This is a genomic window from Gramella sp. Hel_I_59 (genome assembly GCF_006714895.1).
Lineage (GTDB): Bacteria > Bacteroidota > Bacteroidia > Flavobacteriales > Flavobacteriaceae > Christiangramia.
This window is the reverse complement of record NZ_VFME01000001.1, coordinates 401,958-419,637: the sequence shown is the minus strand read 5'-3', so window position 1 is coordinate 419,637 and position 17,680 is coordinate 401,958. Positions and strand designations below refer to the sequence as shown.

Here is a 17,680-nt window from a genome sequence, read left to right as displayed (position 1 = left end):
GGGTATGCTATTTAATCGTTAAAAATGGGTCATCTGGTTGTAAGGCAGCCTACTTGAATTTATATTTGCGTTAATGAGTACAAAACTTATCGCCCAGAATTTTGCACAATCCCCACAACAAAGGGAATTGCAAAATGCCCTTGCCTATTCTGAAAATAAAACGTCTAATATTCATCTAAAAGGACTCGTTGGTTCTGCGTTATCTTTCGTGACTGCAGGCGCTTTCAGAGATGTGCAACGTCCGTTTTTGCTGATCTTTAATGACAAGGAAGAGGCAGCCTATTATTTGAATGATCTTGAGCAACTGGTGGGTGAGAAAAACGTGCTTTTTTATCCCGGTTCTTATAGAAGACCTTACCAGATCGAAGAGACTGATAATGCAAATGTACTGCTGAGAGCTGAAGTTCTAAATCGAATCAACTCCAGGAAGAAGCCAGCAGTCATTGTTACCTATCCTGATGCTCTTTTTGAAAAAGTAGTTACGCGAAAGGAACTGGATCGAAGTACTTTGAAAATATCTGTAGGCGATGAGCTTTCGATAGATTTTGTAAACGAAGTTCTTTTTGAATATCAGTTTAAAAGGGTTGATTTTGTCACAGAACCTGGGGAATTTTCAGTAAGAGGTGGAATTATTGATGTTTTTAGCTTTAGTTATGATGAGCCCTATAGAATAGAATTTTTTGGGGATGAAGTGGACAGCATCCGGACTTTTGATGTCGAAACCCAACTTTCAACAGATAAGAAAAAGAAAATTTCGGTAATGCCCAATGTTGAGAATAAACAGCTCAACGAGATCAGGGAGAGTTTTCTAAAATATATTTCAGCAGATACTGCTGTTTTTATAAAAAATTTGGACCTGCTTTCTGCCCAGGCCGACAAGCTCTTCAGTAAAGCTAAAGAAGCTTTTGAGAAACTTTCCGAAGAGGTAAAACATAGTGAACCTGTAGAGCTCTTTTCAGACGGAGCGCTAATAAAAAAAGAACTACTCAATTTTACTGCAGTAGAACTAAGCAATACTGCATTTCTTAAGCCTAAAACTGAAATACAATATCATACCAAACCACAACCTTCCTTTAATAAGCAGTTCGATCTACTTATTGAAAACCTGGTAGAAAACCAGGAAGCTGGTTACAAGAATTTTATTTGTTGTGTAAGTGATCAGCAGGCACGCAGGTTTAACGATATTCTCGAAGATCAGGATCAAAAGGTAGATTATCAGACCCCGGTTTTTAGCATGTTTCAGGGTTTTATCGATGAAGATTCAAAAATGGTTTGCTATACAGATCACCAGATCTTTGAGCGCTACCATAAATTTAATCTGAAAAATGGGTATGCCAAGAAACAGGCGATCACGCTTAAGGAACTTACGAATCTTGAGGTGGGTGATTATGTAACACATATTGACCACGGAATAGGGAAATTTGGCGGACTCCAGAAGATCGATGTGGAAGGAAAGAAACAGGAAGCGATCAAATTGATCTACGGCGAACGCGATATCCTTTACTTGAGCATTCACTCGCTACACAAAATTTCGAAGTTTAACGGAAAAGACGGGAAGCCGCCTAAAATCTACAAACTTGGAAGCAACGCCTGGAAAAACCTGAAGAAAAAGACTAAGGCACGTGTAAAACATATTGCTTACGATCTTATAAAATTATACGCGAAACGCAGGCTCGAAAAAGGTTTCAAATATGATCCTGACTCTTATCTTCAGCATGAACTGGAAGCTTCTTTTATGTATGAAGACACGCCAGATCAAAGTTCGGCTACGGCAGCGGTAAAGGAGGATATGGAAAGTGAGAGACCTATGGACAGGCTTGTATGCGGGGACGTTGGCTTCGGAAAGACGGAAATCGCGATTCGTGCAGCATTTAAGGCGGTAGACAACAACAAGCAGGTGGCGATCCTGGTTCCTACCACTATTCTTGCTTTTCAACACCATCAAACCTTTACCGAAAGATTGAAAGATTTCCCGGTAAGAATCGATTATTTGAACAGGTTTAGAACCGCAAAAGAACGCCGCGAAACTCTGGCAGATCTGGCCGATGGGAAAGTGGATATTATCATTGGTACGCACCAGCTGGTAAGTAAAGCTGTCAAATTCAAAGATCTCGGACTTTTGATCGTTGATGAGGAACAAAAATTTGGTGTTGCCGTAAAGGATAAACTAAAAACGATTCGTGAAAACGTAGATACACTTACTCTAACTGCGACGCCAATTCCAAGAACGCTACAATTCAGTTTGATGGCTGCAAGGGATCTATCCACGATCACCACTCCGCCTCCAAACCGTTATCCTATAGAAACAAATATCATTCGTTTTTCTGAAGAAACCATTCGTGATGCTGTTTCTTATGAAATTCAGCGTGGAGGACAGGTTTTCTTTATTCACAACAGAGTGGAGAACATTAAGGAAGTTGCCGGGATGATCCAAAGACTGGTTCCAGATGCTAAAATTGGGGTTGGACACGGACAAATGGAAGGTAAGAAACTGGAGAAATTAATGCTGAGCTTCATCAATGGGGAATTTGATGTGCTCGTTTCTACTACGATCGTTGAAAGCGGACTTGATGTTTCTGAAGCTAATACGATCTTTATCAATAACGCGAATAACTTTGGATTATCAGATCTTCACCAGATGCGGGGCCGGGTTGGACGTAGTAATAAAAAGGCATTCTGTTACTTCATTACTCCGCCATATTCAGTAATGACCGAAGATGCGCGTAAAAGGATAACAGCTTTGGAACAGTTCTCTGAATTAGGAAGTGGATTCAATATTGCCATGAAAGATCTTGAGATTCGTGGTGCTGGAGACCTTCTTGGAGGGGACCAGAGCGGATTCATTAACGATATTGGGTTTGATACTTATCAGAAGATCCTGAACGAAGCGATCGAGGAATTAAAAGAAAATGAATTCCGTGATCTTTATGCTGAAACCGAAGATGTGGAATTGAAAGATTTCGTCAAGGACACACAGATTGATACCGATTTCGAATTACTGTTCCCCGATGATTATATCAATAATATCGCAGAGAGACTGAATTTATACACTAAACTGAACGAGCTTTCTACGGAAGAAGAACTACTTAAATTTGAAGCGGAGCTGGAAGACAGGTTTGGTGAATTACCTACACAGGCCGTTGATCTTCTAAATTCTGTTAGAATCAAATGGATCGCTGCCAAAATAGGGCTTGAAAGAGTGGTATTGAAAAAGAATAAAATGGTTGGTTATTTTATTGCAGATCAAAATTCAAGGTTCTATCAAACTGCTAACTTCACCAAGGTGCTACAATATGTGCAGACACATAAGCAAAACTGCACTATGAAGGAGAAACAAACCCGAAACGGACTACGACTATTACTTACTTTTGACAGGATAAGTTCTATTGATAAAGCTCTGAAAGTACTTGAGCCTTTGGATTTTAGAGAGAAGAAAGAAGAATTGGCGTAAAGCTTGTACAGAACAAATTAGATTTCATAATATTGAGGCAGCATGAATTTGACCTTGATTGACTTCGTGACACTCTAAATTCAGTAGAAATTTTCTTAAGAGGTTTGATTTAATTTGTTGAAAGACCCCAAATATTCTATCCTTTCCCGTAAGACCATGATTAAAATTCTATGGTCCGTCTGCACCATTTTATTTTTTAGTTTACAACTTCAGGCGCAGGAAGAGGAAAAAACTGAAAAGAGCGAAAAGACTGAGAAGAAGGATACAACAAATATATATGATCGATTAGAACGATTTTCAGAAAAGCGAAAGATTACTAAAAGGGTTCATCAGTTATTATTCAAGTCGACTACTAAAAAACCGAAAAAGCAAGTAAAAAAGCAGTACAGGGACTATTCAGAACTTGAAGGAAGACCCATTAGACATGTTATTATTGAAACTAAAGATCCATTTGGTTTCTCCTTCACAGATTCTACGGAAACTGCTAACAGCTGGGTCGAAAGAACCGGAAATCAAATCCATATAAAATCTAAAGATTTTGCTATTCGAAATTTTCTTTTGCTGGATGAGAACGATGACCTGGATACTTTGCTTTTAGATGAATCTGAGAGGTTACTGCGTTCACAGCAATACATAAGAGAAGTAAAAATTACTGCTCATGCTATAAAAAATTCTGACTCTGTAGATGTCAAGATCCTGGCTCTGGACTCGTGGAGTCTTACACCACAGGGCGTGTTTTCAACTAATGAGAACAAGGTTACTCTTAAAGAGTATAATATCGTAGGGATTGGGCACCAGCTTAATTTTAGTTTTGCGAACAGGTTAAGTGATGGTAAAAATGCCTATTCCGGTATCTACCGGGTTCCAAACATTAAGAACACCTTTATAACTGGAGAAATTCGTTATCAAAGCGACTTTAATGAATTCTATCGTAAAAGTATTTTTATAGAAAGAGAATTCTATTCTCCATTTACGAGATGGGCGGCAGGATTTTATATAGATGAACAATACAGACAGGTAGAATTACCGAATTCGGCTTTAGAATTTGAAGATCAAAACTTCAAATATATATCCCAGGATTACTGGGCAGGCCATTCCTATCGCCTTTTTAAAGGAAATTCTGAAAAGGAACGAAGTACTAATCTTATTACCAGTCTTGGTTTTCTGGATGTGAATTTTAAAGAGTCCCCTTCGGCTGCATATGATAGTATTAACTATTTTGGAGACGAGACAAGGTATCTAGCCAGCGTTGGTATATCTTCCAGACAATTCGTTCAGGATAAGTATATCTTTAATGATGGTATTACTGAAGATGTCCCGGTGGGAAAAGTATATGCTTTAACCGGCGGATTCCAGAATAAGAATCAGCAGTCCAGGATGTATCTGGGCGCCAGAGCTTCCTTTGGAAATTACTTCGACTGGGGATACATTAGCACCAACTTTGAAGCTGGAAGTTACTTCAATGGCTCAAAAACCGAACAAACCGCTTATTCTTTCCAGGCTAATTATTTCACAAATCTCATAGGTTTAGGCGAAAAATGGAAAATGAGACAGTTTGTAAAACCTCAATTTATTATAGGGGTTGATAGAATGAATTCTGTAGGTGACCGTTTGACCATAGATGAGTATAATAGGTTTAGTGGTAGCTATGGAAGTGATTACCGAAGAACAACCGGGGCGCGTATCGCAGGTTTTAACAGTGATCTTATAGGAACTGAAAAGTATGTTCTGGAACTACAAACTCAATTTTACTCGCCCTGGGATCTTTTTGGATTCAGATTAAATCCTTTTTTAAATTATACCGCTGGTATACTCAAGAACTCCAATCTCGGTACAAATGACCTGTATTCTTCCATCGGCGTTGGTTTTATAATTCGAAACGACTATCTGGTTTTCAACAACTTTCAGCTATCTTTTTCTTTCTACCCTGAAATCCCAGGACAGGGACCTAATATTTTTAAAACGAATTCTATTGAAACCAATGATTTCGGTTTCCAGAATTTTAATTTAGGTAAGCCCAGAACAGTGCTTTTTAATTAGTAGTTACCGCTGGAAAAAATTAGATAAATTAACTGCTTTCCTATAGCTTTTTCAATTTCCCAGAACCCTGAAATTATCGAGATCATACGTAGTGGTTTTATCTGGTGCAGCCCCCAGATATCTAAATCCTATCCAAACCTTTCCTTGCAGACAGGAAATATCTATTTCTGAAGTTTTGAAGACGTTACCAGATCCTCCTGATGGTCCATAAGGTATCGCGGCATCAAGTAGCTTCCACTCCGTAGTTCTAGGATCACCAGTGAAATCCTGAGTGAAAAATACCTTTAAGAACATGCCGTTATCGTAGGAAGCAAGCAGATCAAAGGTTACAAGATTCGCTCTGGTACTGGAGATATCGATCAACGGAGATACCAGCCATGCTTCCAGTGGATTCTCTAGCGTATTGTAGGCAGAGATCCTCAATAATCGATTGCCGTTTACCATCGTAGGTGTAAAGCGTTTTTCCCCACCACTCACATTGATATTGGTCCACTTTCTGGAGGCAAGCGTTGTATTGGAGGTTACACCATCAAAATTCTCTTCCGTGATCACATTTCTATTAAAAATGCCTTCAGAATCGCATTTGAAGAATTGATCATCACATCTCTCACCATCAAAATCCAGAGCGGTTGGATCATTTACTATTAGCACAAAATGTTCGTCATAATAATTGCGGCTAAGAACTCCTTTGATATTCCCGGAGCCTGAAGGCAGCATTAAAGATCTAAAATTCGCATAAGTGCTGGTACTTAAAAATGCAGTCTCTCCAGTTGTACAACTTTCCAATTGTCTTTCACCATCATACTCATCGTACCTGTGAGATGCGAACGAAAAACTCTCTGCTTCACGTACCAGGTTGATATCAAATTGAATGTCATGTACTTCTACATAGAGGTTCTTAGTCTCTTCTGAAAACTCAGAAATAGAAAGTTTCTTCGGAATGATTTCAGAAGTGATTTCAGATCTTACGATAAAATCATCAATTAACGAAGAAGGAATTGCCACCACATCTCCCCTATTCTGAATACCTAATTGTAAAACACCATTATTAAATCCAAGACTAAGACCGTCGAGCTTAACATAAACTTTTCTTCCGAAGTTATAAGTTTGATGCAGGGAATTGTCATCAACCGGAATCTGAATTCCAGATTGAGGATTTTGAGCTTTGTCCTGTAAAACGAGCTTTTTATAAAAGTTCCCTCCGGAATCATCACTGATCACATAAGCTTCAAACCATGTATCGGTATCCCTGAAATTATGAATCTCTCCAGTCTCTATTTTATAATTACCCTTAACTGCGGCAATACTGGTGAAATTTCCATCTATGGATATACTGTCCTCTACAAGTTCCGGGACTTCAAAATCATCTGTTGGCACACAAGCGTGAAAAGTCATAGCCAGAAGAAAAATCATCAAACATGTTTTATTCATATATTAAAATCTAAGATTTAAATTCACAAAGTAACTGGTGCCGTTTCCATACCAGTATTTATTTCCGAAGATTGGAACCTCGCGATCCCTATCCACTTTTAAAGTTCTATAATTAGCATTCCGCGCCTGCTCAAAACCACCAGTTTTAAAATTGGTATTGAGTGCGTTATTTATACTAGCGAATAAACCGAGGTACTTATCCTTTATTCTCCAGCTTTTACCCCCAATGATGTTCGTGAGAAAATAAGGATCAAACTGCTCTTGCCGTAATAATTCTCTTGCTACTTCCGCATCGTATTCCACGATCTCCAAACCATCGTAATCTTTTTGAAAATTTGAAGTCCTACTCAACGGACTCACATCTATGAATGCGCCAGTAAAGTAATTTTGCGAAACACCAAACCACCAGTATGCAGGATCCCTATATTCGAAAGCTAGTTGAAACGCAGATTGTGAACCACCTGGTAAGCGGTAACCTTTAAGGAATGATTGTTCATAATTCAAATCTTCAAAAGAACTGGAGTACAGGCTAAGAGCAGGATTGTTGTTGTATATAAACTGTCCGCTTCCTCCGGCCAGCTTCAGCTTTATCGTTGAAGTTACCTGGTATTCTGAACTTAGTTCAATTCCAAGGTATTGTTTATCCATATTGGTTAGCACCTCCTGAACGAAAGCTGTGGAATTCTCTCTGCCCAGACCTGATAGTCCATCTGTATAATAAAAAGAAACTTCGCTACTATTCGCTATTTGCTGGACGTAACCGGTAAGTCTAAAGTTGAAAAGATTCGTGCGATAGCGATAACTAAGATCTGAAGCAGTAATTATTTCTTCGGAAACTCGGGGAGCAATGGTGTTATTTTGCCTTGGATTAATGAAAATGTTCTTCAGTAATGGAGCTTTTGAGAAGACTGCCAGATTAAACTCCAGACTTTGACGTCCCGAAAATTTATAAAGTAAGTTTGTTTTTATACCTGAAGTAAGAAAATCGATATGCTTAGAACTACCGTAAGAATTCGCCATGAATTCTTCATTCTGGTAATTCCCAATACGATTGAAGCTTGAGGTCGAAACCTGCCCGGAGATACTAATTTCCATACTTCTCCACTGCTTTTGAAGCTGAGCAAAAACTTCAGCCGTTTGAGCTTCTAGATCATAATCGTACTTATAACTCTCCCCTTCCAGTGCTTTTCGATCGGGATTACGCAGGTCATTCTGAGAGAAGTCTGAAAACACCTCTACATCCAGAAAACTGAATGCGCCAAAGAGATCCTCGATCCTGCCAAAATTATGGCTTTTTAGAGATGAAGCTTTAAAGCTTGTAATTAGCTGCAGGCTGGAAGATAATTGCCAGTTCAGAATACTATTAGCAATCAAACTCCGATCCTGATTGACATCTGCCGCGAGAGCGTACAAAGCATCAGGATTAGTATTGGCTTCATAAATGTTGGCCCAGTTGAACTGTCCATTATTTCTCAATTCGTTTGCCGAGAGATAAGCTTTCTGATAATCCTCGAAACCTTTAAATCTTAGAAAATATCCTGGTAACTTCTGGTAATAAACGGGATCTGGATTTGAAGCTCCACCTAAGTAGGTACGTTGTGAATCAAAATCGACGAAGCTAGTACCTCCATAATCTATACGGGTATTAGATACCTCACCAAACTGGTAAGAGAGGTTGGTATTGAGTTGTACATTTTCAGAAGGATTCCAGAAATGATTGAGCATAAAAATCGGCTCTTTGATCTCTTTCATCCTGCTATTGCGAATCATACCCTCTTGTAAACCCCAGTATGGATTATAGCGCTTTCCTTTAATTTCAACAACCTCTTCTGTAAGTGGTGCAGATTTCCCACGAAGTGTTGGCGTATAGATCGCAGTGAAATTAAGTGCATGCTCCTTATTGATGATCTTTTCCAAACCCAGGTAAATAGAGTTTGCATCGAACGGAGTCCCTTCCATATAACCTTCACTGGCATAACGCCGTCCTATAGAAAATGCATAAAACCAGCCACCATTTTTCTCACCACTTGCGTAAGTTGCCATAAGTCTACCGGTATAACTTCGGTTTGAACCTGAGGCAGTAATTCTACCACCGCTAGCCAAACGTGATGCACGCATAATTATATTCGTAGTACCACCAAGATCTCCAAAATCATATTCTGAAGGAGATACACCAGGACTGAAAACCTGGTTTCTCTGTACATCATTAAGTCCTCCCCAATTACTCCATTGAGGTCTGCCATCAAATACTTTGTTCATCTCAACTCCATTAATCATCAAGCTGCCATATTCCGATCCGAGGCCCCGTACCCTGTAAAAAGTCTGACTAAAATCAAATGCAGCTGCGCTTAGATAAGCATCCCGGGTGGATTGAAGAATACCTGAAATATTATCAAAGTCGGCTTCATCTTCCATTACATCAGCATCTGAAAGACTTATAGTATTTTGAAAGGTGAGATCGCGACTGGAATCTGGACTCAGTGAAATGGTGGAAAGATCCAGCTCCATAATTCCATTCTGACTTACAGGTATTCTTTTACTCAGATAACCCGATCTGGTTACCAGGAGAATAATCTCATTTTCTGAAATACTTTCCATTCCCAAGGAAAATTTTCCTTCAGGGTCTGAGAACGTCTCATTAAAAGATTTCTCTCTTGCAATTTTAACCTGGGGTAAGGGCACCTGGGTGATTGCATCTATAATCCGACCACTTATGATCGGAGTTTGGGCGTATAAACTTTGATAAACCAAAGAAAACAGACACACCCAAAAAAAGGTTTTATTCATTCAGTGCCTCGTCGTCGAAATATGGGATAATTTTAAATCATTTTCCTGTAATAATCAAAAAACCAGTACTTTAATTGCGGTCTAAAATGATAAAAAATTGAAGAAATATATTACAGCGATTTATTTGGTAATTGGGCTATACCTGACAACTTCAGAAAACCTATATTGTCAGAATATGAGAGATTACCATATTGAAACTATTGCATTTTATAATGTCGAGAATCTTTTCGACACCGTAGACGACACGCTAACGTTTGATGATGACAGGACTGCTCTGGGTAAAGACAACTGGACCGAGGAACGTTATTACGTTAAAATAGCGAATATTTCCAGGGTGCTTGCTGAAATAGGAACTCAGGAATCTAAAAAGCCACCATTGGTTATTGGTCTTTGTGAAATTGAAAATAAGAAGGTTTTAGAAGATCTTATTGCACATCCCAACCTTGCACAGTTCAATTATAAGATCGTGCATTACGATTCTCCAGATGAGCGAGGCATCGATGTTGCACTGCTATATCGTTCGCAGTCATTTGTGGTGACGAATTCCCAGGCCAGGAAATTGATGATCTATGATGAGGATAAAAGGGATTACACCAGAGATCAACTAGTGGTTAGCGGAATTGCCATGGGGCAGGAAACTCATTTTATAGTAAATCACTGGCCATCCAGGTCTGGTGGTGAAGCAAAAAGCAGTTACAAACGTGAAAAAGCTGCTATGCTTAACAAACGTATCATTGATTCGATTTATCAGGAAGACCCGAAAGCAAGAATTATCGGAATGGGAGATTTCAACGATGATCCTACCAATAAAAGCTTCAAAAAGTTCCTACAAACTAAAGCCGAAATTCAGGATTTGAAAGAAGGGGACCTGTATAATCCTATGGAAAACATGCTCAAAAGAGGTCGCGGGACACTGGCATATCGTGATTCCTGGAACTTATTCGATCAATTCTATCTTTCAGAAAGCTTATTGAACAGAACTTCTGAAGGATTTCAGTATTATAAAGCCGGAATTTTTAACGCTCCTTATTTAATTACGCAGGGTGGCCAGTACCGCGGGTATCCTATGCGTACTTATGGTAGCTCAGGCTATCAGCCTGGGTATAGTGATCATTTTCCGGTATACCTGTATTTAATAAAAGCAGTAGAATAAAAAAAGCCCGGTCTAAAACCGGGCTTTTTCAATATGAAGTTCTTCATTTAGAACCATGCACTCCATGGTATTCTGGATAACACTACTAGAAATGCAATTCCGTAGAAGATAGCCAGCATTTTGAATTTTGGCTTCGAAGTGAGTTTCTTTTTATGTTTGGAATAACCAATAGTGATCAAAGCAATCGCGATAATCATCATTAATGGATGTTCCACCAGGTAAAGTCTGATACTATCATTACCCATAACTTCTCCCATTCCACCTTCCCATCGCGCCATGTTGCCAGAGGTAAAGTAAAGTACGATCCCTATTAGCAACTGTATATGAGAAACAATTAAGGTGAATAATGCGATTCTAAAGTTAGTCGCACCGTATTCCTTATTTGATGCAAAACCAATAATAGCATTAAAGGTTGCAATCAAAAGCATTGTTAGAACCAGATAGGCCCAGTAAGAGTGTATAAATTGAACTGTTTGATACATATATCTTTATATAAGTGTTATAAATTCTAAAATCTATTCCCAACGATTTTCCGCAGCATCACCACCATAGATTAGCGTAGCAAGGAATGGATTATCGATAAATGGGTTACGATTACCTTGAGCCGCTTCAATCACGTCGTTACGCTGTAATTCAAAAGCTGAAACCGGATCTTCACGATTCCACTTCAGGAATAGTTCAAGATTTCCAACTTCATCAAAATCGTCACCGTAACTAAGATTAACATACATTACCATTCTGGCAACGTCACCCTTCCACTCATCTCCAGGATACCAGCTATCACCGCCTACAAGCTTGTATTCTCCACTACCTTCAGTAAATGGGTAATTAAGCCTTTCAGAATTAATATTTACATCAGCAACTCTTAGCAAGTGAAGGTCACTCACAGATTCTTCAGTATTTAAACGAGACTGAGGATAAATATGCTCTGTATTAAAGCTTTCGTCACCGTCAAGATCTCCTAACTGAAATTCATCATCTGGTCTAATTTCCCCTGAGTAGATTAAAACTACCATAGATTCATCATCGAGTGCAGCATCTGCATCATATAAGTAATCATGACGATCTGTATAAGTAAGGCGGTTCGTATGTTGCGCGTTTGTAAAATCTGATAGCTCTGAATACAGCAAGTCTGGATCTATGGTGAAATTAGCGTCTGAATAGTATGCCTTTAGATTATCAGGAACATTAAATTTTACCGCTTCCACGATATTTACCGTAACAGTAGCTGTAGAACAGCTTGCCTCAGCATCATCATCACAAATAGTATACGTAAATGTATCCTCTCCCATAAAACCGACTTGTGGAGTATAGGTTACTGTTCCATCATTATTTAATATGATGGTCGCGTTACTTGCTGAATCATCTACGGAAGTGATCGTGGCATCATCAGTTAGATCATCATTATCCAAAAGTTTCGTGATCACTTCTTCGGAAGTACCTGCTTCAATTACAACAGTATCATCTGAAGCAACCGGTGAACCTTCGTCTTCAACGGTCATTGTAATCGTGGCAGTAGAACAACTTGGTGTCTCATCATCGTCACACAAGGTATAAGTAAATGTATCCTGACCAGAAAAATCTGAATTAGGTTCATACAAAATACTCCCATCATTCTGTAGTGTTACGGTAGCGTTTCCACTTGTACTTTCTACTGAAGTAACTTCAGCATTATCCACCACCTGGTCATTATCAAGGTGATTGCTAATTGTATAGGTTTTACCTTCCTGGGTAGTATAACTATCATTGGCAGCTATTGGTTCTCCGGCATCACCTACGATTATGGTAACTACAGCACTGGAACATCTATCGGAATCTCCAGGAACGCAGATATTATAGGAAAACGTATCATTACCTGTAAAATCGTTAGCAGGCTCATAAGTATAGGTTTGATCACGATTATCGGTGATCGTTCCTCCTGCTTCAGTTTCGGTATCTATGCTGGTGATGATCGCGTTATCCACGAGTTCATCATTTTCCAAAAGCATAGCTCTGTTGAATGTGTAAGAATCATTTTGAACAGCTGATAGTTCATCTGCTGTTGCTACAGGATTTTCTTCTTCAACTGGTGGCGTAGGAGTTGGTGTTGAATCATCATCACCTGAGCAACCCAACATGAGTGCCAACAAAAAGAGTCCGGTATATTTTTTCATAATTTGTGTATTGTGGCTGCAAATATCTGACATTTTAAGTCAAAAAAAAACCTCTTACCGTGAAGATAAGAGGTTTATATAGATTGAGTTTAGAACCTACTGGTTAACTACCCACATTCCACCTTCTTTAATAAGGCTTAGGCTTTCTGTAGTATTCGAACCATTATAGATATCGAAAGTAAGTAAGTACTTCTGTCCTTCTTCAGCATTTGGAGCGATTTCATTAAGAAGCGCCTGCATAGCTAATAAAAGATTATCATCATTCCAGTAAGCACTTGCTCCCGGACGACGGTCAAAATTACCGTAACGATCAATACTAGCAAGTTGAGTAGCAAGATCAGTATTATCTGAAAGTTCATCAGCAATGATAGAGTAATCAGCAGAACTCAACATGTAGTTGATCGTGTTGTCTGGAACCCACATTCCATCTTCAAATCCAAACTGAAGTGCATCTGAAACTACAGATGGAATAGCCATCCAGTCTCCACCTTCGAATACGAAGTTGGCGTACTCAGTTACAGTAGCTTCACCGTTGTAGAACTGGTATCCAACTGCTTTGTATTCACCTTCAGTAGCGTAAGGAAATTCTCTTCCTAAGAAGATTCCAATTTTAGAAAGTGCTTCTTCCTCGTCTCCGAAGTTGCTGAAACGCTGACCGAATTCTTCAGTGTAAGAGTTATCAGGAAGCATATAAGGTGCATCCCAGTCTCCGTTAGTATAAGCAAATACTTTAGTCTCTTCAATAGTTGAAACTGAAGCATCTTCATCGATCTCTACAGTATCACCGTTAAGTGCAAGGTTTACTACGATCGTAGCAACAGATCCATTGTATACTTTGTAAGTCAATACGAATTGATCTCCATCCTGAGCTGCAGGAAATTCACTAGTGATTACGAAAGCAAAAGCTTCTAAAAGCATGTCTTCGTTCCAGTAGTTATCGCTAGTTTCTCTAACATCAAAACTTCCAAACTGAGCAGCATTTCCAGCTGGTCCAGGGTAAGCAGTTGCGAATTCTTCACCAATAGCGTCATAATCTTCACTAGAAATCTCGTAAGAAGTTCCACCAACAGCGACATACGTGTTTCCATCAAACTGAACAGTCATGCTCTCAGTTCCTGAGCTACCATCATAGATAGCGTAAGAAACATTGTATTGCTGACCGGCGATATCTCCAAATTCTTCTGAAATAGCTGCACCAAGAGCTTCCACGATCATATCGTTACTCCAGTAAGCATCTCTATCAGATCTTCTATCGAAGTTGCTGTATTGAGCAGCACTAGATGCTGGATCTGGGTAAACATCTCCAAGTTCGTCACCTATAACATCAAAATCATCTGCAGAAAGCTCGTAAGCGATCTCTTCAGCAAGGATATTGTAAGTAAGTCTAACATACTCACCTTCTTCTGCCTGTGGATACTTAGCGTCAAGGAAGTCTACAACCTCTCCCATTCCAGAGAAATAGTCAGTAGAAAGATCTATCATACCATAATCTGAGCTAGATACTGCATAGTCCTGAACTCTAAGTGGATCGAAAAGATCAAATCCAACATTGATAATAGAACCTGCACCATAAGTTGGGTATAGGTCTGAAAGTAAAGATGGAATCAAAGTTCTTGCATCTTCTACTGAACCGAAGTTTGGAAAGTTTTGTCCAAGATCTTCATAATCATCTTCAGTTAGCACATAATCTCTCTCAGCAACAGCAAGCTGGCTATCCAGGTCGTTGTCGATCTCGTCATGAATGTCTTCCATTGGCTCACAGCTAGTTAAAGCCAGACCTACGAAAGCCATTAGTACATAAAATGTCTTTTTCATCGTGTTGTGTTTAGAAGTTAAGTTTAGCTCCTACAGTGTAAGTTCTTCCGAAACCGTACCATACAAGTGCAGTACGTGCGTTGTTCTGAAGACCATTCTGTGCATTAGCAATATATTCTGTATCTGTAATGTTATAAACGTTCGCATTCAAAGCAGCATCAAATCCAGCTACAGAGAAGTTGTAAGAAAGACCTACATCAAGCGTTCCAAAATCTGGAAGTTTCCATGTTTCACCAGCATCAGGATTGTTACGGCTTACCGGATCAAAATCTGACCAGAAATCACCGAAGTAGTTATAGTTAGCTCTTAATCTCATATCTGTCAGGAACTCATAGTCTACTCCAAGACCAGCAGTAGTTTGTGGCGTACCACCTACTTTAGTACCCTCGATGAAAAGGTTGATCTCATCAACTAAATTCTGCTCTTCGTCAAAGATCTGTACACCTCTAACATCATTTTCCCAAGTGTAGTCACCCAATGATGCAAAGCCTGTGATAGAAAGTTCCTCGAAAGGACGGTATTCAAAATCTAATTCCAGACCCTGGTGTACTGCGTTAATACCCAAGATATTAGCTGATCCAAGAGACCCATCAGGATTGTTATAAGTATAAACTTCAGTTCTATCTCTCCAATTAGTTCTGTAAATGTTGACGTTGGCTCTTAAAACAGAATTTCTAAAAGTATATCCAAGTTCAGTACTAAAGATCTTTTGATTTTCAGCATCTGGATTTACGTTATTTCCGAATTGAAGAAATACTGCATCAAAGAAAGGTGCTCTTTCAAAGTACCCGATATTTGCAAATACACCACTAGTTCTAGTGAAGTTGTAGTTCGCTCCACCTTTGATCTGGTATCCAAAGAAATTTGCGTAGTCAGTTTCCTGATTAGGATCTGAATCAAGGTTGTTGAAGTAATCAACACGCTTATAAGATGTGTTCGAAGCTGCAAGAGAAACGAAGATATCTAAATCATCTTTTGAATACTCTCCTTGAAGGAATCCACCTTCCCAAAGAACGATACCATCATTGTTGTAGCTAATCTTGTCTCCAACCTTTGCAAGATTTACAGGATTGTTCACGTTAGAATCATCAAAGTAGTACTGTCCACCTAGAAGATCTGTTACTTCCTGGAAGTGCTCTCCTTTGTAGTATCTTAAATCGATACCTGCAAGAAGTTCGATATCATCTGTAATATCTGTAGATAAAGTAGAAAGTGCACCATACCAGTTGTGGTCGTTTCTAGAAGCTCTTAAAATAGTTTCAGAACCATCAGCACCTCTTTCAATGTTCTCATCTACGATTAGATCAAGATTTACCGGTTGCAGGTAACCATCTCTGTATTTAGAATCAAGACCAAACTTGTTAGTTCCGGCCCATCCACCACCTCCACCTGTTCCAAAGGAAGCGTAAAGTGCAGTAGATAATTCAGTATTCTCATTAATATTCCAATAGTGGTTTAAAGACATTTGTGGTTTGTGGTAGAAGTTGTCCTCGATATGAGTAACCTGACCATTTAAGTAACCCCAGTCTCCGTTAAATTTAATACCTCTTTCACTTTCTCGGTAAGTTTCGATAGTGTATCTATTTTGACGCTGACCGTGTCTTTGCGGCGCACCAAAAGCAGTAAAAGAAAGTTCGTGATCTTCACCAAATTCCTTTGCAATGTTTACGAAGTAGTTATACCCAATAAATTCAGTACCATCTACATAACCATCTCCAACTGTTCTCGAAGCAGAAACTGTTGCAGCAAGTCCATTTTCAGACTTCCCAGTAGATACAGTAGCACCAAACTTAGTGTAACCATCGTTACCAGTTGCAGCGTAGATACTTCCACCTTTCTCAGCATCTGTAGTTTTCGTTACAATATTCACCGTACCAGCGATAGATGGAACAGCGACTTTAGCAGCTCCCAAACCTCTTTGAGTTTGCATAGTTCTTGTTACATCAGAAAGACCTGCCCAGTTACTCCAATAAACTTGACCATTTTCCATGTCGTTTACAGGAACACCATTTATCATTACTGCGATGTTTTCACCTTGAAATCCTCTCATACGAAGTTCAGCATCACCAAAACCACCACCGGCTTTGTTAGCATATACTCCAGGAGTAGATTTTAGCACTTCAGGAAATTCCTGGTTACCAATCTTGGTTTCGATCTCTGCAGCACTAATAGTTGAAACAGCTACTGGTGTTTTTCTGTCGATAGCAAGTGAGAAACTTGTTACCACGATCTCATCCAATGCGTTGTCATCTGCACCCAGAACGATCTGTCCTAGATCCTGAGTGTCGCCAGTAACATTGAATTTCACTTCCTTAGAAGTGTAACCTACGAAGGTAATTTTAATAGTACCTTCAGATTCCGCAACATTCAAAGTGAAGTTTCCGTCGAAATCTGTCATTGTACCATTGTTAGTACCAACTACCATTACATTAGCTCCTGGAAGTGGACCTGATGTTTGGGAATCCATTACCACACCGGTAACAGTTCCTTGAGCAAAAATCGTAGCAGATGTTAAGAACATCGCTAAGAGTAATAATTTCCTCATTTTTTTTGTGTGTTTGAGTTTGTTTAAAATTCGATGCAAAAGAAAACTAATTGTTCTTCTCTAACATTATCTCAATGTTAAAATATTTAACGTACAGAAGTTTAACATTTCAACAAATTTCGCCGCAATATACTGCTAATTAGAGGAAAACAAAATATTATGTTAAATGGAATGATTCAAAATAAGCTTTAGCAGTGTTAAAGACGTTAAACAGGGCAATAATGAGCAGGCAATATTTCGTAAAAATCATTTTTGCGTCTCAAAAACATTAAGAATTATTGAATTTGTAATGGAGAAATTTTGAT

9 protein-coding genes are annotated in these 17,680 nt (G+C 39.0%); 3 read left to right on the top strand and 6 right to left on the bottom strand.

Annotation, left to right across the window (positions count from 1 at the left end):
* Window positions 1-73 precede the first annotated feature (73 nt).
* Both mfd and JM79_RS01925 read left to right on the top strand, forming a co-directional pair.
* Window positions 74-3,451 (top strand): transcription-repair coupling factor, encoded by a 3,378-nt coding sequence (mfd, locus tag JM79_RS01930; protein ID WP_141876551.1) that lies wholly within the window; start codon window positions 74-76, stop codon window positions 3,449-3,451.
* A gap of 156 nt (window positions 3,452-3,607) precedes the next feature.
* Entirely contained in the window at window positions 3,608-5,491 is a 1,884-nt protein-coding gene (locus JM79_RS01925) for a hypothetical protein (protein ID WP_260443351.1), read from the top strand.
* Between the two features lie 51 nt (window positions 5,492-5,542).
* On the opposite strand, the gene JM79_RS01920 is transcribed toward JM79_RS01925, so the two are convergent.
* Both JM79_RS01920 and JM79_RS01915 read right to left on the bottom strand, forming a co-directional pair.
* Window positions 5,543-6,904 (bottom strand): DUF5689 domain-containing protein, encoded by a 1,362-nt coding sequence (locus tag JM79_RS01920; protein WP_260443350.1) that lies wholly within the window; start codon window positions 6,902-6,904, stop codon window positions 5,543-5,545.
* A 21-nt stretch (window positions 6,905-6,925) separates the two neighbouring features.
* Window positions 6,926-9,520 carry a TonB-dependent receptor plug domain-containing protein gene (locus tag JM79_RS01915; RefSeq protein ID WP_260443349.1) on the bottom strand — a complete coding sequence of 865 codons (2,595 nt, stop codon included), beginning with the start codon at window positions 9,518-9,520 and terminating at the stop codon, window positions 6,926-6,928.
* A 364-nt stretch (window positions 9,521-9,884) separates the two neighbouring features.
* Between JM79_RS01915 and JM79_RS01910 the strand changes: the two genes are divergently transcribed.
* Complete coding sequence (locus tag JM79_RS01910; RefSeq protein ID WP_221625441.1) at window positions 9,885-10,862, top strand: endonuclease/exonuclease/phosphatase family protein; 978 nt, start codon at window positions 9,885-9,887, stop codon at window positions 10,860-10,862.
* Window positions 10,863-10,909: 47 nt separating this feature from the next.
* Here JM79_RS01910 and JM79_RS01905 read toward each other — a convergent pair whose 3' ends face one another.
* The 4 genes from JM79_RS01905 to JM79_RS01890 form a co-directional block, all read right to left on the bottom strand.
* Complete coding sequence (locus JM79_RS01905; RefSeq protein WP_141876547.1) at window positions 10,910-11,344, bottom strand: hypothetical protein; 435 nt, start codon at window positions 11,342-11,344, stop codon at window positions 10,910-10,912.
* 33 nt (window positions 11,345-11,377) lie between these two features.
* On the bottom strand, window positions 11,378-13,015 hold the full coding sequence (locus tag JM79_RS01900) for an Ig-like domain-containing protein (RefSeq protein ID WP_141876546.1): 1,638 nt from the start codon (window positions 13,013-13,015) through the stop codon (window positions 11,378-11,380).
* 96 nt (window positions 13,016-13,111) lie between these two features.
* On the bottom strand, window positions 13,112-14,830 hold the full coding sequence (locus tag JM79_RS01895; RefSeq protein ID WP_141876545.1) for a hypothetical protein: 1,719 nt from the start codon (window positions 14,828-14,830) through the stop codon (window positions 13,112-13,114).
* Window positions 14,831-14,840: 10 nt separating this feature from the next.
* Complete coding sequence (locus JM79_RS01890; protein WP_141876544.1) at window positions 14,841-17,375, bottom strand: TonB-dependent receptor; 2,535 nt, start codon at window positions 17,373-17,375, stop codon at window positions 14,841-14,843.
* Window positions 17,376-17,680: the final 305 nt, after the last annotated feature.

What these genes read in the sequence shown, in the direction of transcription:
- mfd (WP_141876551.1), top strand. Translation starts at nt 74, where the DNA reads ATGAGTACAAAACTTATCGCCCAGAATTTTGCACAATCCCCACAACAA.
- JM79_RS01925 (WP_260443351.1), top strand. Translation starts at nt 3,608, where the DNA reads ATGATTAAAATTCTATGGTCCGTCTGCACCATTTTATTTTTTAGTTTA.
- JM79_RS01920 (WP_260443350.1), bottom strand. Translation starts at nt 6,904, where the DNA reads ATGATTTTTCTTCTGGCTATGACTTTTCACGCTTGTGTGCCAACAGAT.
- JM79_RS01915 (WP_260443349.1), bottom strand. Translation starts at nt 9,520, where the DNA reads ATGGAAAGTATTTCAGAAAATGAGATTATTCTCCTGGTAACCAGATCG.
- JM79_RS01910 (WP_221625441.1), top strand. Translation starts at nt 9,885, where the DNA reads ATGAGAGATTACCATATTGAAACTATTGCATTTTATAATGTCGAGAAT.
- JM79_RS01905 (WP_141876547.1), bottom strand. Translation starts at nt 11,344, where the DNA reads ATGTATCAAACAGTTCAATTTATACACTCTTACTGGGCCTATCTGGTT.
- JM79_RS01900 (WP_141876546.1), bottom strand. Translation starts at nt 13,015, where the DNA reads ATGAAAAAATATACCGGACTCTTTTTGTTGGCACTCATGTTGGGTTGC.
- JM79_RS01895 (WP_141876545.1), bottom strand. Translation starts at nt 14,830, where the DNA reads ATGAAAAAGACATTTTATGTACTAATGGCTTTCGTAGGTCTGGCTTTA.
- JM79_RS01890 (WP_141876544.1), bottom strand. Translation starts at nt 17,375, where the DNA reads ATGAGGAAATTATTACTCTTAGCGATGTTCTTAACATCTGCTACGATT.